Below are 25,261 nucleotides of genomic sequence, written 5' to 3' on the forward strand. Positions count from 1 at the left end.
TTCGCAACACCACCCGCATCTGAAAAGGAACCACCATGCCTTCACCCCATTTCACGAATAATCTAGGGCGCATCGTCGCGATCACCTCCATCGCTGCGCTCTCGCTCAGCGGCCTGGCCGGCTGCTCCGGCGCGGCTTCCGGCTCCGGGTCGGCGGAAGCCGGCGGAACCATCACCTACTGGGCTTCGAACCAGGGAAGCTCCGTCACCCAGGATGAAGAGATCCTGGGTGAATCCATCAAGCGGTTCACCGAGGAAACCGGCATCGAGGTCGAGCTGGAGGTCGTCCCCTGGGCAGACCTGTACAACCGCACCCTCACCGCCGTCTCCAGCGGCGAAGGCCCTGATGTGCTGAACATCGGGAACACCTGGGCTACCACCTTGCAGGCCAGCGGTGCCTTCGTCCCCTTTGAAGGCGAGGCGCTTGAAGCCGTGGGAGGCGCAGAAAAGTTCGTGCCCGCGGCCCTGGCTACCGGTGGCGCCGAGGGGCAGGCCCCCACCTCGTTGCCGTTGTACTCCATGGCCTACGGCTTGTACTACAACACCAAGATGTTCGAGGAGGCCGGCATTAAGCAGGCGCCGAAGACCTGGGATGAATTCCTGGCCACCGCCAAGAAGCTGACCAAGGATACCGACGACGACGGCAAGATCGACCAGTACGGCTTCGCCTTGGCCGGACAACGTACCGCCAACAATGCCCACGCTGCATTCATCCTGGGCATGCAGAACGGGGGCGAGCTGTATACGAAAGACGGCAAGCCGGACTTCACCAATGATGGCATCGTCAGTGGCGTCAACGACTGGATCCAGCTGATGGGCGAGAACGGCGTGGTCTCCAAGTCCAACGCCGAGATCAATGACGGTTCGGTGCTCCCAGGGGAAATCATGGACGGCAACGCCGCCATGTTCTTCGACCAGGCCCCCGGGAAGTCGTTCAAGGCCGCTGGCTTCGAGGACTATGCCATGGCGCCCATCCCGCTGAAGGATTCCGGGGCAACCGGGCCGGAAGCCACCCAGTCGCTGGTTGCAGGCATTAATGTCAGCGTCTTTGAGAACTCGGATAACAAGGACGCCGCTCTCGAATTCGTGAACCACTTGCTCAGCGTCGATGAGCAGAAGACGCTGAATGCCAAGTACACCTCCCTGCCATCGGTCACGGAAGCCTTTGACGACCCGGCCTTCGGCACTGATGAGCAGCAGGCCAAGAAGGAAATCCTGGCCAATAACGCGGCCCCGATGCCGCTGTTCCCCACCGAGGGCCAGATGGAATCGCTTGTCGGCGAGGCCATCGCCAAGCAGTTCGCCCGCATCGCCCAGGGCGAGGAAATCACCGAGGCGGATGTCCGCAAGGCGTTGGAAGACGCGCAGCAGCAGATGCCAGCCAGCTAGCGGGCCGACACGTTGCGCTGGCTGCGGGATCGGACTTTTTCGTGCCCCTCGCGGCCAGCTGCAACACTCGCATTCGTTTACATGAAAGGAGGCCAAATGCCGACGATCACCCAGGCACCGCCTGAAACCAGCGAACCGCTCAAGCCCCGCGACGCGTCAAAGGCAATCAAGCGCAGTTCAATCAAGCGCGACCGGTTCTTCCCCTATGCGCTCTCAGCTCCTGCGGCATTCCTGGAACTGCTGATCCATATCGTTCCGATGCTGCTCGGCGTATGGATTGCTTTCCTCTCGCTAACCCAGTTCTCCATCGCCAACTGGGTCAAGGCCCCATTTGTGGGCTTGCAGAACTTCATCACCGCGCTGGACCCCAACGGTCCCATCGGTTCGCAATTCTTCGATGCGCTGGGCCGGACCTTCCTCTTCACCGTCCTGGTCGTGGCGATCGCCTGGAGCCTGGGCATTTTCGCAGCGGTGCTGCTGGCCTCCAAATTCCGCGCCAACGGATTCTTCCGCACCCTCTTCCTCGTGCCTTACGCACTGCCAAGCTATGTCACCACTATCGCTTGGGCGTTCATGTTCAACCAGCGTGATGGCATGGTCAACCGCTTCCTCGTCGAAGACCTCGGGATCCTGGACGAAGGTCCGTTCTGGCTGCTGGGCGGGAATTCCTTTTTCGTGATGGTGGTTGTCGCCGTCTGGCAATTCTGGCCTTTCGCCTTCCTGATGCTGCTTGCCGCCGTGCAATCCATCCCGAACGAAGTCTATGAGGCGGCATCCCTGGATGGGGCCAGCCTGTGGAAGCAGTTCACCAGCATCACCTTGCCGATGATCAAGCACGCCAACGTGGTGCTGTTGCTGATGCTCGGACTGTGGGTCTTCAACCAGTTCGATATCCCTTACCTGCTTTTCGGTCCGGTGTCGCCGGAAGAAGCAACCCTGATTTCCCCGTTGATCTACCAGCAGTCCTTCAACAACTGGAACTTCGGGGTGGGCGGCGCCTTGAGCGTCGTTCTGCTGATCGCGCTGCTGATCGTCTCAGCGTTCTACATCCGACTTGTCATGCCGAAGGAAAAGAGCATCGATGATTGAGACCCGCGGCTTCCGCATCCTGCGAGTATTCGGATTGGCCTTCATCACCCTGATTATCGTCTTGCCGCTCTACGTGGTGATCACGACCTCCATCAAGCCGCTCAAGGATGTCCGCGGCGCTTTCGAATGGATCCCGTCGGAATTCACCCTGGCCCCGTACCTGGATATCTGGACCACGGTCCCGCTGGGCAAGTACTTCGCCAACTCGATGATCGTCACCATCAGTGCGACCATCCTCTCGGTGTCCATCGCTATCCTGGCCGCCTATGCGCTCTCGCGCTTCGACTTCCGTGGCGCGCGGTCCTTCCGGCTGATCGTGCTCTCCACCCAGATGTTCCCCGGAATCCTATTCCTTCTGCCGCTGTTCCTGATCTTCACCCAACTTGAGCGTGCCGTGGGATTGCAGCTCAACGGAAGCTACCTGGGGCTGATCGTCACCTATATGACGTTCTCCCTGCCATTCTCCATCTGGATGCTCACCGGGTTCTTTGCCTCCATGCCCAAGGAATTGGAAGAAGCCGCCATGGTTGACGGACTGGGCCGGCTCGGTGCACTGGTCAAGGTGGTTCTCCCCGTGGCGCGCCCCGGCATCATCGCGGTGTCGGTGTACTGCTTCATCACTTCCTGGAGCGAAGTGCTCTTTGCAAGCGTGCTCACCAACAAGGACACCAGGACGCTGTCCATCGGTTTGCAAGCCTACGCATCGCAGACCGATGTGTACTGGAACCAGATGATGGCCGCTTCGGTGGTTGTTTCGATCCCGGTGCTTGCCGGATTCCTCTTTGCGCAACGGCACCTGGTCGCGGGCCTGTCTTCCGGCGCGGTCAAGTAAGAACAGACAAGGAAATACATGCCTCAATTGATCAGCCAACAGGCCGCACCGGCCATGCAGGAACTGAAAGTCGGCGTCATCGGCGGCGGGTTCATGGCCCGGACCCACGCCGACGCGATCCGCAGGGCAGGAGCCCAGCTCATCGGGGTGCGGTCCAACGGCGAGCAGTCCACCGCACGGGCAGCGGCGGTCCTGGACGTTCCCGGGTTCGGCAGCGTGGAAGAGCTGCTCGAGCAGTGCGACGCCGTCCATGTCACCTCGCCCAATGCCCTGCACGCCGGACAGGCAGCCGCCGCACTGGCAGCTGGACTGTCCGTGGTCTGCGAGAAGCCGCTGGCCACCAGCGCCCGGGACGCCGGCCAGCTGGCCTTGCTGGCTTCCCGTTCCGACGCCGTGGCGTCGGTGCCGTTCGTCTACCGCTACCACCCGATGGTGCGCCAGGCCCGCGCCCATGTGCGCGAAGGCAAGCTGGGAAGGCTGCTGACCGTGCGGGGCCAGTACCTGCAGGATTGGATGCATGCTGCCAGCCACAAGAGCTGGCGGGTCGACCCAGCCTCCGGCGGTCCTTCTCGGGCCTTTGCGGATATCGGTTCGCATCTGGTGGATTTGCTGGAATTCATTGCCGGGGAGCGGATCGTCCGGCTGAACGCTGCCACCTCGGTGGCCCACCAGCGGCGAGGCACTGTGGAAGTCGCTACCGAAGATGCCGCCGCCCTGGTCGTGCAGATGGCATCGGGTGCCATCGGCACGCTGCTGGTTTCGCAGGTCAACGCCGGCCGGAAGAACGCCCTGGCCATCGAGCTGTCCGGAGACCGGTCGGCGGTGGAATTCCAGCAGGAGAAGCCGGACGAACTGTGGATCGGCGGCACCGGCATGTCCTCGACGCTCTCGCGCCAGGCGGACGGCCTGAGCCCCGATGCGGCACGCTTGTCGGTGGTGCCAGCCGGGCATCCGATGGGCTACCTCGACGCTTTCGCCGCGTTCGTGGCCGACACCTATGCAGCGATCCGCGGCGAAGCGCCCGAAGGGCTGCCGACCTTTGCCGATGGCGCCCGAGCCTGCCGGCTGACTGAAGCCGTGCTGGAATCAGCGGCAACCGGCGAATGGATCGCCACCAATGACTAGAGGAGAACCAACCATGAACACTGCGCATCCAGTTACGCTCTTCACCGGGCAGTGGGCCGATATGCCCTTCGAGGATGTTGCCCGGCTCGCCGCCGAATGGGGCTATGACGGTTTGGAAATCGCGGCCAGCGGCGACCACCTGGATCTCAAGCGGGCCGACGAGGACCCGGCCTACCTCCAATCACGGCTGGAGATCCTGGACAGGTACGGGCTGAAAGCCTGGGCGATCTCCAATCACCTGGCCGGCCAGGCCGTCTGCGATGACCCCATAGACTTCCGCCACCGGGGAATCCTGCGCGACTATGTCTGGGGCGACGGCGAGGGGGAAGGCGTGCGCCAACGGGCAGCCGAGGACATGAAGCGCTCGGCACGCGTCGCACGCAAACTCGGTGCCGACGTGGTGGTCGGCTTCACCGGCTCGAAAATCTGGCAGTACGTCGCGATGTTCCCGCCGGTTCCGGGCGAAGTCATCGACGCAGGCTACGAGGACTTCGCCAAGCGCTGGCATCCGATCATGGACGAATTCGATGAGCAGGGCGTGAAATTCGCGCTGGAGGTGCACCCGTCCGAGATCGCCTACGACCACTGGACCACCGTGCGCACGTTGGAAGCCATCGGCCGACGCGAGGCGTTCGGGCTGAACTGGGACCCGAGCCACATGTTCTGGCAGGGCATCGATCCGGTCGCATTCATCACCGACTTCGCCGATCGCATCTACCATGTGGATTGCAAGGACACCCGGATGCATCGGCCCAACGGGCGCAACGGCATCCTGGGCTCCCATCTGCCGTGGGGCGATCCCCGCCGGCGTTGGGATTTCGTCTCCACCGGCCATGGAGACATCAACTGGGACGATGCGTTCCGCGCCCTGGATTTCCATGGGTACACCGGCCCAATCTCCATCGAGTGGGAAGATGCGGGCATGGACCGCTTGCATGGAGCGGGCCAGGCCGTGGTCTACATCCGCAACCTGCTGTACCAGCGCCCCGAATCGTCCTTCGACGCGGCATTCTCAAACCAGTAGCACAGGACTAGGCAGGACGCTTGCCCTGCACCCGCGAGGTGATCGCCGCCGCGGTGGCGCGGATCTGCACGAGCAGGGCCTCCCGCTGCTCTTCGGGGACCCGGTCAGCCAGGAAGGTGACGGCCACAGCAGCCACCGGCCAATCATTGGAGTCCCGGATTGCCACCGCCAGCGAGTGGAAATCCGGGGTGACATCCCCGCGCTCCACTGCGTAGCCGCGCTGCGTGCTCTGCTCCAGTTCGCGGCGCAATTGCGAGTAGCTGGAGATTGATGATTCGGCCACGCGCTCAGAGAAGGTGGCGGCGCTGGGGTAGAGCGCACGCACCTGCGATTTGGGCAGCGCTGCGAGAATGGCCCTGCCTGAGGCGGTCAGATGCGACGGCAGGCGGACACCCACATCGGTGACCAGCGATGGGCGGCCCTTGGCGCGTTCCTCGACGATGTAGAGCACATCCGAACCGTGCAGCACTGCCAGGTGCGCGCTTTCGCCGACCTTGTCGACCAGCTGGGCAATCAGCGGAGCACCCAGCCGGGCCAGCGGCTCCTGGCGGGTGTAGGCGCTGGACAGCTCGAACGCGGACACCCCCAAACCGTAGGACTTGTCCTCTGGATAGTGGCTGATGAATCCGTGTTCCAGCATTACGTTCAGCAGCTGGTAGACGCTGGAGCGGGGAAGCTCCAGCAGTGTGGCGATCATCGCCGCCGGGGTAGGGGTCTTCCGGCTGGCCAGCAGCCTGAGGATCCGCAAGGTATTGTCGGCGGCTGGAACCTTGCTCCCCATGGGGCCTCCTCGGTGAATTGGGCACAATGCTCTGCTAGGGAACTCTAGCAACCTGATCTGCAGTTTTCGCCCTGCATTCAAGTCGCTCTGGGAGAATGCGCCAGCGAAACACCTTCATCCACAACGAATGAAATAAAAAGCCGCTGGGATCAGCGCCTTTTCCAGGTGCAGATCCCAGCGGTGATTTGCCAGAACCGGAAGGTGCTAGCGCGTCGTGGTGCTGAGGAACTGGTTGAGCTCGTCTAGCGTTGGCGGGTTGGCGCCGGCACGCGAAACGGTGATTCCCGCGCACACCGAAGCGATCTGCATGATCTTCTCCAGCTCCACGCTGTCCAATTCCGTGCCATCGCGCAGCGACTGGGCCAGCGAGCTGTCCAAGATGGCGTGCAGCAGCCCGGCCATGAACGCATCGCCCGCGCCAACCGTATCTTCGGTGCGCACCGAGATCGAGGGGACCATGACTTCGGTGTGCTTGGTCCGGGCCTCCGCGCCGCGGGCACCGAAGGTGATGACCGCCAGGGATGCCCCGCGATCCAGGAAGTGTGCCAGGATGCGGTCGGTATCCCAGCCCGGGTAGAGCCAGAGGGCGTCCTCGTCGCTGAGCTTGACGATATCGGCCAGTCCGGCCAGCTTCTCGATCTGCTTGACCGATTCCGCCCGGTCCTCAACCAGTTCCGGTCGCAGATTCGGATCGAAGCTCAGGATCTGGCCCGCAGGCGACGCCTCGAATGCCTCATGGATCCGGGCGGCGCTGGGGCCCTGGAACGCTGCCACGGAGCCTGAGTGGAACAATGCGGCCTGGGTTGATGCCATGCTCTGCAAGGTGCAGTTGAGTTGGAACTCGTAGTTGGCGTCTCCGGACTCGTCGAGCACCACGGTGGCGCTGGATGTCTGCGCATCGGTGTGCGATCCGGCTGCGAGCTGAACGCCAGAGGCCGCCACATGCTCGGCGATCAGCCGGCCATGCTCGTCATCGCCAATGTCCGTTTGGAGCAGGACGTCGTGGCCCAGCCGGCCCAGTCCAACAGCAACATTCATCGGAGAACCGCCGGGATGCGCCACGCCATCGACAATGTCGACCAGAGCTTCACCGGCAACCTGAATAGTAACCATGACTCCGATCCTACGTAACCCGACGGGAAAAAGCCCATTCGGGCGATCAAACATTCAGCCGGTACCCGCGTTTGATGACCGTGGCGATGATTTCCGGCTGCGGCAGCGCCTTGCGCAGGCGGCTCAGGGTCATGTCCAGTGCATGCTTGGAACTGGCTTCGGGCAGGGCCGCCCCCAGCTCCTCGCGGGAGAGCACGCTGCCGCCAGCCTCGATCAGCGCCCGCACCAGCTCGGCTTGCCCGGGAGTCAGTTCGCAGTCCTCGTCGTGGACCGTCAGGGTGCGACCGCGCAGCTGCACCTGGCCGTGGATTGTCTGCGCCTGCAAGGTGCCCAGCGAATCCAGATGCTCCACGAGCTGCCCGATCATGGCACCCATGCGATAGCGCTCGGGCACGAGCGGGCTGATGCCAGCATCGATCAGCGGGGCTGCGGTCACCGGTCCAACGGTGGCCACCACGACGCGATCGGCCAGGGAGCGCAGCAGCGCGGGCAGGCGGTTGCGGGCCTTGGCGGCAGCGAACAGCGCGTGCACGCTCGGCGCGCTGGTGAAGGTCACCGCGTCGAAGCGGGCAGTGCACAGCCCTTCGACCAGGGCGGAGATCCCGCTGTCGCTGCTGGTGTCCTGCCAGCGGTAGGGCTCCACCGCCAGCACCCGGCGAGCGCCGAGCTCGCGCAGGCTTTGCGGCAGGCCGTGATCGGAATCGGCATGCAGCTGCAAGGCGACGGTGGCCCCGTCGAGCTTGCCTTCAAGCAGCTGGAGCATGGAGGCGCTGCGCCCGTCCGCGGCGACGGCCGCCGGTTCCAGGCCCAGTGCCTTGACGGCGCCGTGGGCCTTGGCGCCGCGGACGTAGAGCTGCGCCTGGCCGAGCACGGCCAGCAGCTCGTCGCCGACGCCGGCGGCTTCGGAGGTTTCGACCCAGCGGCGCAAGCCGTAGGCGGTGGTGACGACCACTGCCTGCGGACGCAGCTCGATCAGCTTGCGGGTTTGCGCGATCAGCTGCTGCTCATCGTCCAGCGGTGCCAGCTGCAGCAGCGGGGTATGGGTGACTTCTGCGCCGCGGCGCTCGAAGGCCTCGATGAGTTCGGCCGAACGCCGGTCGCTGGTCACTGCCAGCCGGAAGCCGGCCAGGGGCTTGGGGGTGCCCATCAGGCCACCTCCAATTGCTGTGCCAGCAGGCTGGCCGGCAGCCCGGCAACCTCGCCGATGACGATGACCGCAGGGTTTGCATGGCCGCGGGCGGTGTCGGCCAGTTCGGCCAGCCGGGTGCAGCTGGTGCGCTGGATGTCGGTGGTGCCGGATTCGATGATGGCGCAGGGCATGCGCGGGTCCATGCCGACCCGGCGCAAGCCAGCGGCGGTCTGCTCGACGGTGCCCATGCCCATGAGGATCACGATGCTGCCGCCTAGCTTGGACAGGTGCTCCAGCTGCGCATCGCTGAGCGGGTCGTGGGCCGAGACGACCGTGAACATGGTGTTCACGCCGCGGGCGGTCACCGGGATGCCGGCCGCTGCCGGAACGGTGATGCAGGAGCTCAGCCCGGGGATGACGCTGACCGGGATGCCGGCTGCGGTCGCGGCGGCGACTTCCTCGAAGCCGCGGCCGAAGACGAAGGGATCTCCGCCCTTGAGCCTCACGACTCGTGATCCGCCGCGGGCGGCATCGATCATCTTGGCTTCGATGTCGCGCTGGGTGAGCTTGTGGTGCCCGGGGCGTTTGCCGACGTCGATGATGTCAGCTTGGGGCGCGAGCTCCGGCAGGTGCGCTGCGGGGCCGAGCCGGTCGGCGAAGACAATCTCGGCTTCGGCGAGCGCCCGGACCCCGCGCAGGGTCAGCAGATCCAGTGCTCCTGGCCCGCCGCCGAGCAGCGTGATGGCTCCGGATTCGGGTGTGGGGCGCAGGCGGATCACTGGGATGCACGCTGCTTGCACCAGGGAGGTGAAGCGCAGCGGGTCGGCATCGCAGATCACCAGCATTCCTGCCTGTTCCAGCAGCTGTATTGCCTCGAAGGGCTCCTCGGCGGCGAGCACCGTGGCGCCCTCTGCTTCGAAGCGTTTCGCGGTATTCTTGCTCCCGGATCTACTTCCAGCGATCAGTACCGTGCATCCGCGCAGTTCGAGGTCGATGCCAATCATGGTGTCCTTGATTCTGCTTGAGTTGCTCGGGGTGACATGGGGTTCTCCTTGAACTAGTGGATGCACTCAGCTTAGGTGCCCAGGTTTTCCCAGAGGTATCGCAATTGTTTCAAGCGCAATAAATCGAATAAAGGTTAACCTTTTCGAAATCTTTGCGGGGGCAAGACGAAACACAAAGTCACTATCGTCAATATTGTTGCAAGGCACCGTGCCGGCTTATCCTGCAAAGTTCAGTGAGCGAATACGCAGGAGACTTGCCGAGCCCTGCCCGCAACGGGCACGCTGGAAGCATGGAGTCGCTTTTCGATGACAGTGCATTGCCGCGCACCGGGGGAGCGGTGCGCCCAGGCGCCTGGCACTTGCCGGGATGGCTGGACGCGGCTGCGCAGCAGTGGATCGTGCGGCGTTTCTTCGAGTGGGGCAGCGGGCCGGTTCCGCCGCACCGTACACGCATCAACGGGCATCCGATGAGCGTGCAAAGCCTGTGCCTGGGCTGGCATTGGAGCCCGGGCAGCTATTCAAGGACCGCTGGCGACCTGGGTGGCCAAACCGTGGCGCCCATGGAAGAGTGGCTGGTCCGCTTGGGCAAGCAGGCGGTAGCCGAGGCTACCGGGGATCCGCAGCGCGCGCAGGAATACCAGCCTGATGCCGCCATCGTGAACTACTACGATGCGCACGCGGTGATGGGCATGCACCAGGACGCCGAAGAGCGGATCAACGCACCGGTGGTTTCATTGTCCATTGGCGATTCGGCCACGTTCCGCTTGGGCAATACGGAGAACCGCAACCGGCCATGGCAAGAGATCCGGCTGGCCTCGGGAGACCTGTTTGTCTTCGACGGACCGTCACGCTTCGCCTATCACGGGGTGACGAAGATCCACGCCGGGACCGCGCCGGCAGGCCTCGGCCTTGGCGGCGGGCGGATCAACATCACGCTGCGCCAGACCGGGCTGGAAGCGGTCTAGTTTCCCAGATCGATGGTGGCCGCTAGCGCGTAGTGGTCGGAATCGGCGATCTCCAGCCGCTCCAAGCTGGCTGATTCGACTCCGCGCAGCATCACATGGTCTATGCCGAGCATCGGGAACAGCGTCCGCGGCCAGGTCAGGGCCAGTCCCCAGTCGCTGTAGTGGGCTTCCTCCAGCTGGTTGGCGACCGGTGCGAAGTGGCGGTCGGAACTGGTGGCGTTGAAATCGCCGGCCGCTACGATCTTCGAAGAATCGTCTTCGGCCAAGTAGCCGGCCAGCGAACTGAGCATCATGTCCCGCTCGTGGTGCCCTGTGGGCCTGGCCGACGCCGCATGCACCGCATATAACCGCACATCCCCGCTGCCGCTGGCCACGTCAACCCGCAACGCGCGGTCCCAGCCCAGGCCCAGGTCCAGGGGTTCCGGGTTTTTCAGCGGATAGGCGCTCCACACCCCGACGGTGCTGACCATGTAGCGGTAGGGGTGGGTTTCGGCCAGCTCGGCGGTGATCTCAGGTTCTTGGCCCTCGCCGATTTCCTGCAGGGTGATGACCTGCGCTCCGTGCGCGGCCAGCTCGCGGGCGGCTTGCACACCGGCGGACTCGTGGACATTTTGCGTGCCGACCTGCAGCGAAGCTTCCGGGACGCGCTGATCCGAGGGCAGGAACGCCGGTCCGAAGAGGACCGCCCAGACGACCATGGGCACGAGCAGCGCGATGAAGCTGATGCGCCCGCGCACAACCAAGGCCATCAGCAGGAGCACTGGAATACCGAGTCCCATCCACGGGGCCAGATTGTCGACGATCAATCCAAGGCCCATGACATCGGGGATCTGCTGGTGGAACACCATCAGCCCGGCCAGCGCGAGGCAGAGCAGGGCAAAGAAGAACCTCGCGATAATTCGCGAGGCAGACAGGCGTTGATGCGATGAATGAGCCATAGGACTTAATAGAGTGGCACAAAATACTGTGGGAATCGTAATTTTCGGCTTGGGGATTGCCGGTCTCGCCCGATGCAGTCACTACGATGGGTAAGAGCGCCGAGGGAGCCGCGTCCCAAGACCCTGCCACGAATTGAGAACTTGAATGACTGCCTACTTATCTGGCGGAAAACTGCTGCTGGCAATCCTCGCCTTGGCCATGGGCGGCGTCGGCATCGGCGTTACGGAGTTCGCCATGATGGGCCTGCTCCAAGAAGGCGCTGCCGATCTTGAGGTGAGCTATGCGCAGATGGGCCTGATGATCAGCGCCTACGCAATTGGCGTGGTGGTGGGCGCCCCGGTGCTCACCGCGCTGGCCGCCAAGATTCCGCGCAAGCGTGCGGTGCAGCTGCTGATGCTCTTCTTCACGCTCGCCAATCTCTCCTCGTTCTTCGCCCCTGACTACAACACCATGCTGGCGACCCGTTTCCTCGCGGGCCTGCCGCACGGGGCCTACTTCGGGTTGGCTGGTGTGCTCGCCGGCAGCCTGGTTCCTGCCACAATGCGCGGACGCGCCATCGCCTGGGTGATGCTCGGGCTCTCGGTGGCCAATGTTGCCGGTGTCCCGCTGGTGACCCGCCTGGGCCAGGAATACGGCTGGCGTTCGATGTTCCTGGTCGTCACCGTGATTGGCGTGTTGACCGCCGTGCTGATCAGCGTGTTCGTGCCATGGCGCAAGACCGATGCCGGGGCAAGTATCCGCCGCGAGCTGACCGCCTTGCGCAGCGCCCAGGTCTGGTTGGCGATGCTCACCGGAATCGTCGGGTTCGGTGGCTTCTTCGCGGTGTACTCGTACATTTCGCCGACGCTGACCGAAGAGGCCGGCCTGCCGATCGAGCTGGTACCGCTGGCCTTGGCGCTCTATGGCGTGGGCATGGTTGTCGGCTCGCTGGCCGGTGGCAGGCTGGCCGACTGGTCGATCTTCGGCGCGATCAAGCTGTCATCGGTCTTCATGATCGCGACCATGCTGATTTTCGCTGCCGTGACCAGCTGGGTGGTGCCGATGATGATCATGGTCTTCGTGATGGGCGCGGTGGGTTCCCTGCTGATCCCTGCCTTGCAGACCCTGCTGATGGATTCGGCCCCGCATGCGCAGTCGCTGGCCGCCTCGCTGAACCACTCGGCGCTGAACGTCGCCAACGCGCTGGGCGCCGCGCTGGGTGCCGCGGTGATCGCTGCCGGCTTTGGCTTCCGCGCCCCGTCGGTGGTCGGCGCCGGCCTCGCTGCATTGGGCTTGCTGATTGCGTGGATCACCCAGATCCGCGCCAAGAAGGTGGGCCTGCTCGTGGGCCGCGAAGCCTTGGAAGCCCGCGAGCAGGCACGCACCCACTAGCTGCTTTGGCTAGCTCGCTACCGCGGTGATGTTGAACATCCAGATCACGCCGAACTTGTCGCGCAGCTCGCCGAAGGAGTCGCCCCACGGAGCCTGCTCCAATGGCATATTGATCTGGCCCCCCTCGGCCAACCCTTCCCACCACTTGGTGAGGGTTTCCGCGTCGGCTCCTGAAGTACCGTCGCTGCTAAGCGCCATCACGCCGTTGCCCCGGACATCCATGCCAGGCGGGGTGTCCGAGGCCATGAGGTGCAGGCCACGCTCGACGAATAGCGAGGAGTGCATGATCAGGTCGGCGAAGGCGGGATTGCCTTCATTCGCGCCTTCCCGGAAGGTCATCATGGAAAGCTCGCCACCTAGCACCTGGTGGTAGAACTCCATTGCTTCTTTGGCGTCTCCGGCGAAACGCAGGTATGGGGTCAGTCCGATGGTCATGGGATTGCGCCTTTCGAAGGAAGTGGCGGGGCCGGTAGGTCCCGCCCACATTCTTCCATTGCCAGGCCATCGTGTGAATAGCCGAATGTGATCAGCGTCTCGAGTTCCCGATTTGGTGTTTTCGATAATGCTCCGGTAGAGTTTTATCTCGGTTCAGGAGTTGTTCAAGCTGCTGAAACCGCCTCATTTGGGGGTATGGCGCAGTTGGTAGCGCGTCTGCATGGCATGCAGAAGGTCAGGGGTTCGAATCCCCTTACCTCCACCAAATGAAAAAACCGGGAAGCATCCAAAAGATGCTTCCCGGTTTTTTGCATTCTCCCCAGCTCGCGCTCGCCAGTGCTGTAGGGTTAGCCCAGAATTCACCTGGCCTCCGGCCATGAGCCAAGGGAGAAGAATGCGGGAACTGACCTACTTCGTTGCAATGAGCCTGGACGGATATATTGCCGGTCCGAACGGCGAATTCGATGCTTTTGCAGTGGAGGGCGAGCACGCAGCGCCCATCTGGGAGCGCTATCGCGGCACGGCGCCGACCCAACTGGCGGAGGCAGCCGGACTGCCCATCGACGGGTGCCCCTTCGACACGGTGCTGATGGGTTGGAATACCTACGCCGTCGGCTTGCCGGCACTGCCCAACCCCTATGCGCATCTGAAGCAGATAGTCTTCACGAGAGAGCACTCGTCACCCGAGGGGAGCGAAGCGGTGCAGTTCACCAACGCGGATCCGAGGGAGGTCATCCGCGATCTCAAGGCCCAGCCAGGGGAGGGCATCTGGCTATGCGGCGGCGGGCAACTGGCGGCCAGGCTGCGCACAGACATCGACCGGCTGGCGTTGAAAATCCAGCCGGTGATGTTTGGGTCGGGAGTCAGGCTCTTCGGGGACACCGGATATGCCCCGGAGAGCTGGAAGCTGGAAAGCATGCAGTCCTTTGCCTCTGGTGTTTCCCTTGCCGAGTATTCGCGGGCATAGCGGCCGTTAGCGGCGACTACATACCTTCGTCGCCGATGTGGCCCGCTGCGGTTGAGTCGAGCACGCGCTCTACGAACGCCGCATACTCGCCTATGTAGTGCGCAAGGAACTTTTCCGTGTCAGGGTTGCTGATGCTCCCGTCCTCGCCGAAATCCTCGGGGCGGTATTGCAGATAGACCTCGGGGGAGTTCAGCTGCGGGGCATCCAGGAAACTGAGCACGCTGCGCATGCTGGACTGCATGACCGCTGTGCCGATGGCTCCGGGCGAGGCGCCGAGCAGGCCGGTGGGTTTGCGGGCGAAGGAATTGGTGCCCCAGGGCCGGGAACCCCAGTCGATGGCATTCTTCAGTGCACCGGGAATCGACCGGTTGAACTCCGGGCTGATGAACAGCAGCCCGTCCGAGGCTTCAATGGCCTTTTTCAGAGCGGTCCCTGCTTCCGGGTAGTCGGCATCGTAGTCAGCACTGTACAAGGGCAGGTTGCCGATCTGGATTTCCGTGAAGCTGAGGTTTTCGGGTGCCAAGGCAATCAACGCCTTGGACACGACGCGGTTGATGGAGTTCGAGGCGAGCGAACCAACGAAATAGCCGATGTTGTAACTCATGGAACCACTTCAGCACCGGGCATGCACCCGGCAAAAGAGCCTTGGGCATACTCCCAGCTAAGCCACGCCGCCGGCCCGGGCCCGTTGCGCTAGCTGGTGCGAACCGAAGGCCGAGAAGTCGGCATCGCCCGGAGGCCCCCAAACGACTAGGACTCGCAGGGCATCCGTGCCGGTATTGCGCAGGTCGTGGTCCACCCCTGCATCGGCCAAGATGCTGTCGCCTGGGCCCAACTCGTATTCGCGCTCGCCCACCCGCATCGTCGCCTGGCCCTCGAGCACCTGGTAGAACTCCTGCAACGCCGCCTGTCCCTCGTGGCGGTGGAAGCCCTCGAAGCCGCCTGGTTCAATCACCCAGGTCTGGATGGCCACCGGCATCCCGGTGTGCCCGGCGAAATGGTGGCTGACTTTCATGGCTGAGCCTTCGTGCATCCGATAGTCGAAGGCGTAGGCATCACGTGCTTCGAACGGGTCCATGGCTATCCTTCCGTGTGGTATCCGAGCCTCGTGCTGATGCGCCGTGCCGCGATCCGGGTATTGGAGCACAGCTGCTCCAGTTCGTCGGCGCCGATGCGGTAGTACGGGGCGGCGGTCATGGCGCAGGCGACAAGCTCACCCCGGTGATCGAGAATTCCAGCGGCCACCCCGACTTCTTCTGCGGAGGTCTCTCCGTAGTTGACCGCATAGCCGCGTTCGCACACCAGATCCAGGCGTGCCTCGTATTCAACGGGGGGGATGCCGGCCAGATCGATCTCGCCGCTGGAGATCAGCTCCGCGCGGCGCGTTGGTTCCTCGTTGGCGAGGAATACCTGAACGGTGGCGCTCAGCCCCGAACGGTACCGGGATCCCATGACCGAGGTGTGCTTGACCGGATGGGTGGATGACAGCTGTTCCACGGAAATCGACTCGCTGCCGTCCCAGATATTCAGCACTGCGGTCTCGCCGGTCGCTTCGCGCAGGTCTTCCAGTAGCGGGTAGGCCACCTGCCGCACGTCCAGATTGGCCAGCAATGGGCCAGCGATGGCAATCAGTCCTACTCCCAAACGGTACTTGCGGGTTTCCTCTTCCCTATCCACCACGCGTTCCTGCTCGAGCGTGTTAAGGATCCGCGAGACGCTTGACTTGTGAAGGCCTACCTGTTCAGCGATTTCGGTGACGCCGACTACCGGATGCTCAACGGTGAAGCATCGAAGCACATCGAGCACGTTGACGATTACCGAGGCACCTCGTGTCTCGCTACGGGTTTCAGTCATTTTCCCTCCTGAGTTGCTACTATCCTACGGCTCATGCCAACGGTTTGCGGCTGGTTTCCACTGAGCAGGCTACCGCCACGAGCGAAACAACGGCTGCAGCCATCAAGTACCAACCTGGAGCCAGGACATTGCCGCTGGTGGCAATCAGCAAGGTTGCGACGAATGGCGCGGTTCCGCCAAAGAGCGCATTCGAGAGATTGAACGAGACCGCGAAGCCCGAGTAGCGGACCTTGGTGGGGAACATTTCGGCAAGGTAGCTCGGAAGGGTGCCATCGTTCAGCGTGAGCATTGCGCCGAGCAGAATCTGGACCAGCACGATGACCAGGAAGTTTCCCGATTCCAAGGCCATGAAGGCTGGCACGGTGAAGAGGACGAACAGGACTGATGCGCTGATCAATACCCGCCTGCGGCCGAAGCGATCCGAAAGCATGCCGGTGAGGAAGATGAAACCAACATAGGTCAGCAGTGCAACGGTGGTGGCCAGGTAGGAACGAGTGGCGTCCAGTCCGAGTTCCTCGGACAGGTAGGTCGGCATGTAGGACAGGATGACGTAGAAGCCGACGGCGTTCAGCAAGACCGCACCAGCAGCCTGGACCAGCTGGCGCCAATGGTTCTTCAGCAAAGACCCGACGGGGGAGCTCTCGGGTGCACCGGACTCGGATGCTTCAACGAAGGCCGGCGAGTCTTCCAGCTTGGTGCGGATATAGCGGCCGATCAGCCCCAGGGGAGCCGCCAGCAGGAACGGGATGCGCCAGCCCCAGGACTCCAGGTCCCCGCTCGACAGCAACCCGGTTAGCCCGGCGGCCATCAGCGAACCGAAGAGCAGGCCGGTGGCGGTGCTCGCCGGAACGACTGCGGCATACAGGCCGCGCCGGTTGGCGGGCGCATACTCGACCAGGAAAGCGGAGGCGCCGGCATACTCACCGGCGGCGGAGAAGCCCTGGACCAGCCGCAAGGCCAGGAGCAGCAGCGGTGCTCCGAAGCCGATGGACGCGTACCCGGGAAGCAGCGCGATACAGAAGGTGGCGCCGGTCATCAGCAGAATCGACCACGACAGGGCCTCGCGCCGACCGATCTTGTCGCCCAGATGCCCCCAGATGAACCCGCCCACGGGGCGGACCAGAAAGGAAAGGGCGAAGACTCCGAAGGTCATCAGCAGACCTGCCTGCGGATCGTCGCTGGGGAAGAATACAGCGGCGATGGTGACAGCCAGATAGCCGTAGGCCGCGTAATCGAACCATTCCACGAAGTTGCCAATGAAGCTGGCAGCGATCACCTTGCGGCGCGTCTTCGAATCAATGGTACGGGACGTAGCTGTGCCGGTGGCCGGCGCGGCCGCGGTTGCGTCAGTGGCTTGCAGTGGGGAGTTGCTGGAATGGTTCATGGTGTGAAACCGCCTCTGGAGGGTAGCGGCTTGGGCCAGTCCTGGCTTCTTTGCCGCTGGAATGATGAAGTGTTCCTATGGACCAGGTAGGTGGTCCTCGGTTCTTGGCGCAGCCCCCGTGCATGCCGCGCATCAGTTGGTTAAGGCAACCGTGGGGCGGGGTTCGGGCCCCGCCCCACGGTTATCGCTCGCCTTTAGGCGTCGATGATGTTGTTCTCCGGACCGAAACCGAACTTGGTGATGTTCTCAACGGTGTTATCCTCGCCGATGACCAGGATGTCGTGCTCGCGGTAGCCGCCGGCACCTGGCTCGCCGTCCATGACGGTGATCATCGGTTCCATCGAGACAACCATGCCTGGCTCCAGGACAGTCTCAATGTCCTCGCGCAGCTCCAGACCGGCTTCGCGTCCGTAGTAGTGCGAGAGCACGCCGAAGGAGTGGCCGTAGCCGAAGGTGCGGTTCGGCAGCAGGCCGTGGGCGATGTAGATCTCGTTCAGCTCGGCGGCGATGTCCTTGCAGACGGCACCTGGCTTGATCAGCTCCAGGCCGCGCTTGTGCACCTCGACGTTGATGTTCCACAGTTCCAGGCTGCGGGCATCCGGCTCGCCCAGGAACAGGGTGCGCTCCAGTGCGGTGTAGTAGCCGGAAGTCATCGGGAAGCAGTTCAGCGACAGGATGTCGCCGCGCTGAAGCTTGCGGGTGGTGGCCCAGTTGTGGGCGCCGTCGGTGTTGATGCCGGACTGGAACCAGACCCAGGTGTCGCGCACTTCGCGGTGCGGGAAGGTCTTGGCGATCTCGTGCACCATGGCCTCGGTGCCGATCAGTGCGACCTCGTATTCGCTGATGCCTTCGCGGATCGCTGCCTTGATGGCTTCGCCGCCCAGGTCGCCGATGCGTGCACCGTGCTTGATGACCTCGATTTCCTCGGCGGACTTGATCATGCGCTGTCGCATGGCGTCCTGCGAGACATCCACCAGGGTTGCGCCGTCGAAGGTGTCGGCGATCTGCTGGCGGGTGCGGCCCGGCAGGAAGTCGTCTTCCACGCCGATCCGGGTTGCCTTCACGCCGTCGCGCTTAAGTGCTTCCTGCAGGCCGTAGAAGAAGTTGTCGCGCTTCCAGTCGGTGTACACGATGTTGTCGCCGTAGCTGGTGCGCCATGGCATGCCGGCATCGATGTTCGCGGTGACGGTGGTGGAGTTGCTGGCGGTGACCACCAGCGCGTAGTTGCGGCCGAAGGTGGTGTACAGGAAGTCCGAGTAGTACTTGATGCCGTGGTAGCTGGTCAGGATGACCGCGTCCAGCGACTTCGCGGCCATGATCTGGCGCAGGCCGGCCAGGCGGCGCTCGAACTCGGCATCCGAGAAGGTCAGCTGCTCCTTGGCGCCGTTGTGCAGGGTCTTCAGTCGGGCCAGTTCGGAAACATTGGTGGCGATATTGGCGGTAGTCATGGTTTTGGCTCCTTGTGGGAAATCAACTGTCAAGGGAGGCCGGCCCAATCAGATGGATTGCGAGGATTCATGGGAATCGCCGGAGAAGAAGTACGTGTTGCGCTCACTGCAACGCCGTTGCATTTAGATTATGTGTGCCCCGCGTCACTGTCAAGGGCGATTGTGAAAACTTTTTCTGCAGAGCGGTAAATCTGGAATGATCTGCATGAATCCCGGAAGTGACCGGAAAATGCGAAGGCCGCGGAACTCAATATGACGAGTTCCGCGGCCTTCGTTCCGATGCCGGATCCACTGCCTAGGTGTGCCGTTCCTGTCCTGGGAGCTCCTTGAGGATCGCACCATCGCCGTCGGGGTCAGCGACGAAAACAAGGTTCGGGTCGGGATTGTTGATGTCCTTCTCCAGCTGCTTGATTGCCTTGTCGCGCTTGAGCAATCGCCGAATCAGGTTGATGATCATCAAGATGATCACGAAGGAGAACGGGAAGGCTCCGATGATGGTGCCCGTCTGGACCGTATCGACCACCGCCGTGCCGCCCAGGGTGAGCAGCACCGTGGCGACGGTGGCGATGCTCAGCACCAGCACCACGCGGAAGACCGGTCCGGACTTGTTTGGCGCCGAGACGAACTCGCTGAGCGCATAGATCCCGGAATCCAGCGAGGTGACATAGTAGGTCGCGACCAGGATGGTGGAGACCACCAGCAGGATCGTGCCGACCAGCGGAAGGTGCTCGAGCATCGCGAACAGGCCGGCCGAGGTGTCCGCGGACACGGCATCGCTGATGCTCCGGTTGCTCGCATCGTCATAGTAGATCGCGCTCGCCCCGATGACTCCGACCCAGATCATCACGATGAGCGTGGGGATGATGGTCACGCCGATGACGAATTCGCGGATGGTGCGGCCGCGCGAAATCCGCGCGATGAACCCTGCCACGAACGGCGAAAAGGCGATGACCCAGCACCAGATGAATACCGTCCACCAGCCATTCCAGCTGTCCTGCCAGCTGGCCAGGGGGCTGGAGGTGATGCTGGCATCGGTCCAGAGGCTCATATTCACGAAATTGGCCATGAAGCTGCCAAAGGTCTGCGAGAGCATCGAGACGATATACAGCGTCGGGCCGAAGACCAGCACCGCACCGACCAGCACAATGCTCAGAATGGAGTTCAGGCTGGAAATGCGCGCCATGCCCTTGCTGATGCCCACGATGGCGGAGATGCAGGTGATGCCGGCGAAGATCGCGATGACGACCAGCCACAGTGCAGGACTGGACGACAGGCCGGTGAACGAGGAAAGCCCGGAAGTGAACTGCAAGGCGGCGAATCCGAACGAGGTCGCCAGGCCTAGCACGGTGGCGATGATGGCCAGCAGCTCGATGACCACGCCCGCACCGCGTCGCGACCAGCGGGGCAGGAGGTCCACGGTGGCTTCGCGGAAGGTCAGCGTCTTGCCCAGGTTGTGGTGCGAATAGGCCAGGCAGACCGCCACCACGCAGTACATGGCCCAGGCGGTCAGTCCCCAGTGGAAGTAGGTCCACACGATCCCGCCTTCGGCTGCGCCGGCAGGCGTGGTGGATGGGATGACAGGGTTCTCGTCGCGCAGCATGATCGGTTCTGCGACGGACCAGAAGATCAGGCCGATGCCCTGGCCGCATGCGAAGAGCATGGAGTACCAGGCGAACTTGCTGTGCTCGGGCTTGGCCTTGGGCCCGCCCAGGCGGATTCTGCCGACCTTGCTCATCGACAGCCAGAGGCACATCACCACGGTGAAGACCGAGTACAGGATGAACAGCCAAGTGAATTTCCCGGTGACAAAGGTGCGCATCTCGGAGATGGCCGCCGATGCCTGCTCGGGGGAAAGCAGTACCCAGAGCAGCACCGCGACGATCAATGCGGGCGGGATAATCCGGATGAGCAGGCGATCCAAGGGCGGGATCACGCGTCCCATGAAACGGGGCACTTCGACGGGCGCCTGGCTTGAGCCCTCGCCCTTCCGGGCGTTCTTCCGTTCGGTTTCGTTGAGGGACATGCTACTCGACCTCCACCTGGATGGATCCCAGGAGCAGCTCGCCCTGGAGCGAATCGGCTACGGCAGCCGTGACCGCATCCAGCAGCAGTTGGCCCTTTTCGGCGCTGGCGCCGGCGGCGCTGGAGAGGCAGCCGGTAGGCGGGGTGCGCGCGGGATCCTCGGGGAAGATGTCGTACGGGGTCAATTTGGCCGGCGGGTGGTCCACCACGCGGGTCATGTCCACTTTCTGCGGATGCAACAGGAGCATCAGCGAGGTCTCAAGCACCCCTCCGTGCTCGATATCCCATCCCAGGAAGCCGTCAGGGAATACCTTTTCCAACGTTGCCTCGTCGACGAAGTCCCAATAGGACAGCAGTACGGCACGGGATTCGGACCCCGTGGCGCGGGCGCGGGCGACGGCGTTGTCAAGGCCCTCGTAGATGAACTGGTAGTTCTCGAAATGGCCGTTGAGCACGACTACGTTCGTGAAGCCCTGGGCGATTAAGGACGTGACCACGTCGTCGACCATGCCAGTCAGGGCCGCGGCGCCCAGGCTCGTCGTGCCGACCCGGTGGTTGCCGCCGCCGGAACGCGGCTGCGACTTGTATCCGTAGGAGAAGACCGGTGCTACCAAGGCTCCGATCTTCTCGGCCACGATGCCGGCGATGGCCCTGGACAGCATGGCGTCCACGCCTAGTGGCATGTGCGGGCCGTGCTGCTCGGTGGCACCGGTCGGGATGATGATGGTCGAGCCTTCGCGGGCCACCATTGTGGCGTAAGATTCGGCGTCGAGTTCTTCGATGAACACAGAGGGCATCGTTGCCTCCTAGGCAATGGCAGGAGTTGGGAAAGGGTGATCGCCTTGCGAGATCCTGGAAAATTCTGGTTGCGATGAGTGCAACACTGTTGCACTGAATCATTCCAGTGGTGCATCTCACAGTCAAGAGTGTTAATTGCCAATAACTGCTGAATTCCTTTCGCGGGCCGCGGCAAGCGCTCAGCTGCCAGCCGGCTCCTCGGCAATGTCCTCGTTCCAGATCTCGGGGTGCTCGGAGATGAAGCGCTCCATCAGCGCCTGGGCGCGCTCGTCCTGCAGGACCTCGACCTGCACGCCGCGCTCGCGCAGCCAGCCGATCTCCCCGCCGAAGGTGTGGTCCTCGCCAACCACTACCCGCGGGATCTTGAACAGGGCAATGGCCCCGGAGCATAGGGCGCAGGGGGCCAGTGTGGTGTACAGCGTCAGGTCGCGGTAGCTGCTGCGCCGCCCGGCCGCGCGCAGAGCGTCGATCTCGGCATGCGCGGTCGGGTCGCCCTGCTGCACCCGCCGGTTGTGCCCGGCCGCGATGACTCCTTCCGCTCCGGCCAGGCTGGAGCCGATCGGCACGCCGCCTTCGGCAGCGCCGGCGCGCGCAGCCTGCAGGGCCGCCTCGTAGCCGGCCTTGTCAATCATTTCCTGGGTCATCGGGTCGTCCTTTCTTTCAACGTGCCTGGCGCCGCTTCCGGGATTCCGGAAGCGGCGCCAGGCGATTATTCTATTCCAGCAGGTTAGCTGTCGACCGGGGCTTTATCCGGCGCGGCATCTGGTTCGGGACGGGCAGCCGGCCTGCTGGCCGGGAGCTGCTCGCCGGCCACGCGCTGCTCCTTGCGCAAGTCCTCGGCGCTGCCGAACTCCTTGATGAATTCACCCTCGGACAGGTCCATCTTGAGCCCCAGCGGGACCCCGGCGTTGATCCGGGCGCGGAAGCGCGGGTAGCCCAGGGCGAAGTAGACCGCGGCGCTGGTGAGCGTACCGCCCAGCCAGGAGAAGTCGATGCCTCCCACGGCGCTGGCGATCGGGCCCTGCAGCGCCGGGACCGAGCCGTACATGCGCATCCAAATCGTCATGAGGCCGGCGGCGAAGGCGATGAACGCCGACCAGTTGACCGACTTCAGGAGCGAGGACTTCGGATCGAGGAATAGGTAGGAGAAGTCCTTGTGCTTGCGCTCGAAAATGAAGTAGGGCACTGCCATGATGCCGCCCCGGGTGGCGACCCGGGCCGAGATGGAGGCAATGAAGTTGTGCAGAAGTTCGGCATTGCCGGCCTGCTGCACTGCAACGAGCTGCCGCTCACGACAGGGGGAAGCCGTTTTCCACCTGAAGCCCGAGGCGCAGCTGGCCTATCTGGATTCGCTGTCCGGGCGCGGCGTGGCGGCCTTGTTGCTCGAGGCGCTGGTTCCGGAAACCAGGATTCCGGCGCGGTTCATCGAGCATGCCCAGCAGATCGGGCTGCCGGTTTTCCGGCTGGAAGTCACCGTGCCCTTTGTGGAACTGGCCGAGAGAACCAACCGCCGCATCGTCTCCGAGCACGCCTCGCCCCTGCAGCAGGCCGACGAGATTGCCCAGCTGCTGGCCAGGCACATGGCCTCGGCTGGACCCAACTTGCGGAAGCTGCTGGAAATGATCGAGCAGGCACTGGGATCGTGTGTGGTGCTGTAGGATTTGGGCGGCCGGATGATTGCCGAATCCAGTCCGGCGGCCGAGGCTGGCGTGGCGCAGGCCGAAGCGTTGGAAGTGGCCACGGACCTGTTCATCGGCAGCGATACTGCAGCCCGACTGGTGCTCCTCGGCTCCGAGTCGGTGTCCGCCGAGCGGCTGGAGCTGGTGGCCGAACAGTTGGGCAGCATCGTCGGCCTGGCCTATGCCCAGCATTACCGGCCGAGTGCGGTGCAGGCGGCCAATACGTCGCTGCTGCAGGCCATTGCCATCGGCGCCGACGGGCTCTTCGCGGCTGACTTGGCGCGGCAGGCGCAGATCGGCAGCGACGGGCCGGTGATGATGCTGGTATTCCAAAGCTACGACATGGCCAGGATCCGCGCCAGCTGCACCTGGCGCTGTCCTCAATCCGCACCTAGCTGGAGAGCGGGCGGTTCCAGGCGCTGCTCGCGCTCGCCTCGGGTGATCCGCGCGGGGCCCGGCGGGAAGCGATCGCCAGCCTGCACCGCGGCCTGGCGGGACTGTCGGTTGAATGCTGCGCCGGCCCTTCGGCCGAGGGGATCTGGCGCGCGCAGTGGTCCCTGGCCGAGGCACTGGTCTTGGAATCATTTCCCGAGTCCACCCTGGACCAGGGCAGGGTGCGCGATGCGTCGGACCATGCGCTGGAGAGGCTGGCGGCGAAGTTCGGGCACCGGGAGGATCTGGATCATTTCATTACAGAGCAGCTGGGGAACTTGCTGTAGTACGAGGACCAGCGCGGCAACGTGCGGCTGGCCACGCTGCTGGTGTGGCTGGATGCCGGATGCAATACGACGAATGCAGCCCATCAGCTCTATCTGGAGCGCCAGAGTCTTCATAAGCGCCTGGCGAGGATCTTCGCGCTGCTCGGCGGCGACCTGCATGAAGGCGGCCGGCTGCTGCGGGTGTATTTGGCCCGCTGGCTGGCCATGGGCAGGCCGCAACACGTGCGCACGCCGCGTGTAGGGACCTAGAGAACGGATCGCACCGACTTCTCGAAATGCACGATATGCTCCAGCGCCAGCTCCTGCGCGCGTTGCGCGTGGCCATCGAGAATCGCCTGGAGCAATGCTACGTGCTCGTCGATGTGCTCATCGATGCTGGGCAGGCGATCCAGTGCCATGCACCAGATGCGAGTGGCCAGATTATCCAGGCGGATCAGCGTCTGCTCCAGATGGTGGTTGCCGGCAGCCTGGTAAATCAACCGGTGCACTTCGAGGTCGTTCTCCATGAGCGTGCGTCTCAGGTTCTCGCCCGAGAGCTGCTGGACCGCCGCCAAGGTGGCCTGGATGGCAGCTCGTGCGCTGCCTCCCTGGAGCACGGCGGCTTTGGCCGCGGCCAAAGGCTCGAGGGCCTGCCGGACTTCGGTGATATCAGCCAGTTCGGTGATATCCACGCGGCTAGCGAAGGTGCCGCGGCGCGGGTAGGACTGCACCAGGTGGTCGACCTCCAGGCGCTTGAGCGCTTCGCGCAGGGGAGTGCGTCCGATGCCGAGCTCGGCGACCAGCTGGGCTTCGTTGATCGGGGCACCGGGGGCGATGTCCATCATGATGAGCCGGTCGCGCAAGACCTGGTAGGCGCGCTCAGCCATCGATTCGGCGCCCAGGGGGAGCTGCGTGGTGATTGTCATCCTGACTCCGATTTCTCTGCTCTGTTCGGCATGATTACTGCGTACTGAAATATTTTCGGTTACCCATTGACCGGGGTGTGAGTTCCACCATACAGTGAATCGCAGATTGATATATCAGTTGTCGGCAATTCATACATTTAGGAATGGGCAATGGCACAAGCTTCAACACTCGCGGCAGATTCCCTGACCGCAGACCTCGCGCATCTCGACCCGGAGGTGGCGCAGCGCATTGACGCTGAGCTGGCTCGCCAGCAGCGCGGCCTGGAAATGATCGCCTCGGAGAACCACAC

The 25,261-nt window shown here is 63.5% G+C and carries 27 protein-coding genes, 1 tRNA gene and 1 pseudogene; 13 read left to right on the plus strand and 16 right to left on the minus strand.

Features of this window, described 5'->3' with window-relative positions; genetic code table 11:
- The first annotated feature begins 35 nt into the window (after window positions 1-35).
- The 5 genes from BKX98_RS14985 to BKX98_RS15005 all read left to right on the plus strand — a co-directional run bounded on the left by BKX98_RS14985 (window position 36) and on the right by BKX98_RS15005 (window position 5,458).
- Complete coding sequence (locus tag BKX98_RS14985) at window positions 36-1,388, plus strand: sugar ABC transporter substrate-binding protein (protein ID WP_073707848.1); 1,353 nt, start codon at window positions 36-38, stop codon at window positions 1,386-1,388.
- Between the two features lie 96 nt (window positions 1,389-1,484).
- Window positions 1,485-2,477 carry a carbohydrate ABC transporter permease gene (locus BKX98_RS14990; protein WP_083586960.1) on the plus strand — a complete coding sequence of 331 codons (993 nt, stop codon included), beginning with the start codon at window positions 1,485-1,487 and terminating at the stop codon, window positions 2,475-2,477.
- Entirely contained in the window at window positions 2,470-3,309 is an 840-nt protein-coding gene (locus tag BKX98_RS14995) for a carbohydrate ABC transporter permease (protein WP_073707849.1), read from the plus strand. Before BKX98_RS14990 ends, BKX98_RS14995 begins: the two co-directional genes overlap by 8 nt.
- An 18-nt stretch (window positions 3,310-3,327) precedes the next feature.
- On the plus strand, window positions 3,328-4,434 hold the full coding sequence (locus BKX98_RS15000) for a Gfo/Idh/MocA family protein (RefSeq protein ID WP_073707850.1): 1,107 nt from the start codon (window positions 3,328-3,330) through the stop codon (window positions 4,432-4,434).
- A gap of 13 nt (window positions 4,435-4,447) precedes the next feature.
- Window positions 4,448-5,458: a sugar phosphate isomerase/epimerase gene (locus tag BKX98_RS15005; RefSeq protein WP_143181150.1), complete on the plus strand. Its 1,011-nt coding sequence runs from the start codon at window positions 4,448-4,450 to the stop codon at window positions 5,456-5,458.
- 7 nt (window positions 5,459-5,465) lie between these two features.
- Here the strand turns inward: BKX98_RS15005 and BKX98_RS15010 are convergent, their stop codons facing one another.
- The 4 genes from BKX98_RS15010 to cobA all read right to left on the minus strand — a co-directional run bounded on the left by BKX98_RS15010 (window position 5,466) and on the right by cobA (window position 9,485).
- The gene (locus BKX98_RS15010; protein ID WP_073707852.1) at window positions 5,466-6,239 is read right to left on the minus strand and encodes an IclR family transcriptional regulator; all 774 of its coding nucleotides are present in this window, start codon (window positions 6,237-6,239) and stop codon (window positions 5,466-5,468) included.
- 204 nt (window positions 6,240-6,443) lie between these two features.
- Window positions 6,444-7,352 (minus strand): carbohydrate kinase, encoded by a 909-nt coding sequence (locus tag BKX98_RS15015; protein ID WP_073707853.1) that lies wholly within the window; start codon window positions 7,350-7,352, stop codon window positions 6,444-6,446.
- Window positions 7,353-7,398: 46 nt separating this feature from the next.
- The gene (locus BKX98_RS15020; protein WP_073707854.1) at window positions 7,399-8,499 is read right to left on the minus strand and encodes a uroporphyrinogen-III synthase; all 1,101 of its coding nucleotides are present in this window, start codon (window positions 8,497-8,499) and stop codon (window positions 7,399-7,401) included.
- On the minus strand, window positions 8,499-9,485 hold the full coding sequence (gene cobA / locus BKX98_RS15025; RefSeq protein ID WP_143181151.1) for a uroporphyrinogen-III C-methyltransferase: 987 nt from the start codon (window positions 9,483-9,485) through the stop codon (window positions 8,499-8,501). The genes BKX98_RS15020 and cobA overlap by 1 nt, the downstream gene beginning before the upstream one ends.
- Before the next feature lie 290 nt (window positions 9,486-9,775).
- Between cobA and BKX98_RS15030 the strand changes: the two genes are divergently transcribed.
- The gene (locus tag BKX98_RS15030; RefSeq protein WP_073707855.1) at window positions 9,776-10,450 is read left to right on the plus strand and encodes an alpha-ketoglutarate-dependent dioxygenase AlkB; all 675 of its coding nucleotides are present in this window, start codon (window positions 9,776-9,778) and stop codon (window positions 10,448-10,450) included.
- Here the strand turns inward: BKX98_RS15030 and BKX98_RS15035 are convergent.
- Window positions 10,447-11,388 (minus strand): endonuclease/exonuclease/phosphatase family protein, encoded by a 942-nt coding sequence (locus tag BKX98_RS15035; protein WP_038993717.1) that lies wholly within the window; start codon window positions 11,386-11,388, stop codon window positions 10,447-10,449. The genes BKX98_RS15030 and BKX98_RS15035 overlap by 4 nt on opposite strands.
- Before the next feature lie 145 nt (window positions 11,389-11,533).
- Here BKX98_RS15035 and BKX98_RS15040 point away from each other — a divergent pair, with 145 nt between their 5' ends.
- The gene (locus BKX98_RS15040) at window positions 11,534-12,760 is read left to right on the plus strand and encodes an MFS transporter (RefSeq protein WP_073707856.1); all 1,227 of its coding nucleotides are present in this window, start codon (window positions 11,534-11,536) and stop codon (window positions 12,758-12,760) included.
- A gap of 9 nt (window positions 12,761-12,769) precedes the next feature.
- Here BKX98_RS15040 and BKX98_RS15045 read toward each other — a convergent pair whose 3' ends face one another.
- Complete coding sequence (locus BKX98_RS15045) at window positions 12,770-13,195, minus strand: VOC family protein (protein WP_073707876.1); 426 nt, start codon at window positions 13,193-13,195, stop codon at window positions 12,770-12,772.
- Window positions 13,196-13,384: 189 nt separating this feature from the next.
- On the opposite strand from BKX98_RS15045, the gene BKX98_RS15050 reads away from it, so the two are divergent.
- Together BKX98_RS15050 and BKX98_RS15055 are read left to right on the plus strand one after the other, a co-directional pair.
- Window positions 13,385-13,460 (plus strand) — tRNA-Ala (locus BKX98_RS15050).
- Between the two features lie 129 nt (window positions 13,461-13,589).
- Entirely contained in the window at window positions 13,590-14,162 is a 573-nt protein-coding gene (locus BKX98_RS15055; RefSeq protein WP_073707857.1) for a dihydrofolate reductase family protein, read from the plus strand.
- 16 nt (window positions 14,163-14,178) lie between these two features.
- Here BKX98_RS15055 and BKX98_RS15060 read toward each other — a convergent pair whose 3' ends face one another.
- From BKX98_RS15060 to BKX98_RS15100, 9 genes are all read right to left on the minus strand, one after another.
- On the minus strand, window positions 14,179-14,766 hold the full coding sequence (locus tag BKX98_RS15060) for an NADPH-dependent FMN reductase (RefSeq protein WP_073707858.1): 588 nt from the start codon (window positions 14,764-14,766) through the stop codon (window positions 14,179-14,181).
- Between the two features lie 57 nt (window positions 14,767-14,823).
- Entirely contained in the window at window positions 14,824-15,240 is a 417-nt protein-coding gene (locus BKX98_RS15065; RefSeq protein ID WP_073707859.1) for a cupin domain-containing protein, read from the minus strand.
- Between the two features lie 2 nt (window positions 15,241-15,242).
- Complete coding sequence (locus BKX98_RS15070) at window positions 15,243-16,016, minus strand: IclR family transcriptional regulator (protein ID WP_073707860.1); 774 nt, start codon at window positions 16,014-16,016, stop codon at window positions 15,243-15,245.
- Between the two features lie 31 nt (window positions 16,017-16,047).
- Window positions 16,048-17,400 (minus strand): MFS transporter, encoded by a 1,353-nt coding sequence (locus BKX98_RS15075; RefSeq protein ID WP_073707861.1) that lies wholly within the window; start codon window positions 17,398-17,400, stop codon window positions 16,048-16,050.
- A gap of 194 nt (window positions 17,401-17,594) precedes the next feature.
- Window positions 17,595-18,848 carry an aminopeptidase P family protein gene (locus tag BKX98_RS15080; protein ID WP_038991777.1) on the minus strand — a complete coding sequence of 418 codons (1,254 nt, stop codon included), beginning with the start codon at window positions 18,846-18,848 and terminating at the stop codon, window positions 17,595-17,597.
- Window positions 18,849-19,143: 295 nt separating this feature from the next.
- Window positions 19,144-20,871, minus strand: coding sequence for a BCCT family transporter (locus tag BKX98_RS15085; RefSeq protein WP_073707862.1), 1,728 nt, complete (start codon window positions 20,869-20,871; stop codon window positions 19,144-19,146).
- A gap of 1 nt (window position 20,872) precedes the next feature.
- A complete protein-coding gene (locus BKX98_RS15090) occupies window positions 20,873-21,667 on the minus strand; it encodes a creatininase (protein ID WP_066141492.1) in 795 nt (264 codons plus the stop codon).
- A gap of 180 nt (window positions 21,668-21,847) precedes the next feature.
- On the minus strand, window positions 21,848-22,312 hold the full coding sequence (locus BKX98_RS15095) for a nucleoside deaminase (protein ID WP_073707863.1): 465 nt from the start codon (window positions 22,310-22,312) through the stop codon (window positions 21,848-21,850).
- Window positions 22,313-22,395: 83 nt separating this feature from the next.
- The gene (locus tag BKX98_RS15100) at window positions 22,396-22,941 is read right to left on the minus strand and encodes a hypothetical protein (RefSeq protein ID WP_073707864.1); all 546 of its coding nucleotides are present in this window, start codon (window positions 22,939-22,941) and stop codon (window positions 22,396-22,398) included.
- Here BKX98_RS15100 and BKX98_RS17425 point away from each other — a divergent pair.
- The 3 genes from BKX98_RS17425 to BKX98_RS15110 all read left to right on the plus strand — a co-directional run bounded on the left by BKX98_RS17425 (window position 22,901) and on the right by BKX98_RS15110 (window position 24,315).
- Complete coding sequence (locus BKX98_RS17425; protein WP_158024709.1) at window positions 22,901-23,326, plus strand: PucR family transcriptional regulator ligand-binding domain-containing protein; 426 nt, start codon at window positions 22,901-22,903, stop codon at window positions 23,324-23,326. The genes BKX98_RS15100 and BKX98_RS17425 overlap by 41 nt on opposite strands.
- Before the next feature lie 596 nt (window positions 23,327-23,922).
- Window positions 23,923-24,066 carry a hypothetical protein gene (locus BKX98_RS17080; RefSeq protein ID WP_158024710.1) on the plus strand — a complete coding sequence of 48 codons (144 nt, stop codon included), beginning with the start codon at window positions 23,923-23,925 and terminating at the stop codon, window positions 24,064-24,066.
- 21 nt (window positions 24,067-24,087) lie between these two features.
- A complete protein-coding gene (locus BKX98_RS15110) occupies window positions 24,088-24,315 on the plus strand; it encodes a helix-turn-helix domain-containing protein (protein ID WP_073707866.1) in 228 nt (75 codons plus the stop codon).
- Here BKX98_RS15110 and BKX98_RS15115 read toward each other — a convergent pair.
- Entirely contained in the window at window positions 24,312-24,971 is a 660-nt protein-coding gene (locus BKX98_RS15115; protein WP_073707867.1) for a GntR family transcriptional regulator, read from the minus strand. The two genes, BKX98_RS15110 and BKX98_RS15115, sit on opposite strands and share 4 nt — an antisense overlap.
- 150 nt (window positions 24,972-25,121) lie before the next feature.
- Here BKX98_RS15115 and BKX98_RS16905 point away from each other — a divergent pair.
- Window positions 25,122-25,261 (plus strand): annotated as a pseudogene (locus BKX98_RS16905) (serine hydroxymethyltransferase); the annotation flags it as partial.

It is taken from the genome of Glutamicibacter sp. 0426, assembly GCF_001906485.1.
Lineage (GTDB): Bacteria > Actinomycetota > Actinomycetes > Actinomycetales > Micrococcaceae > Glutamicibacter > Glutamicibacter nicotianae.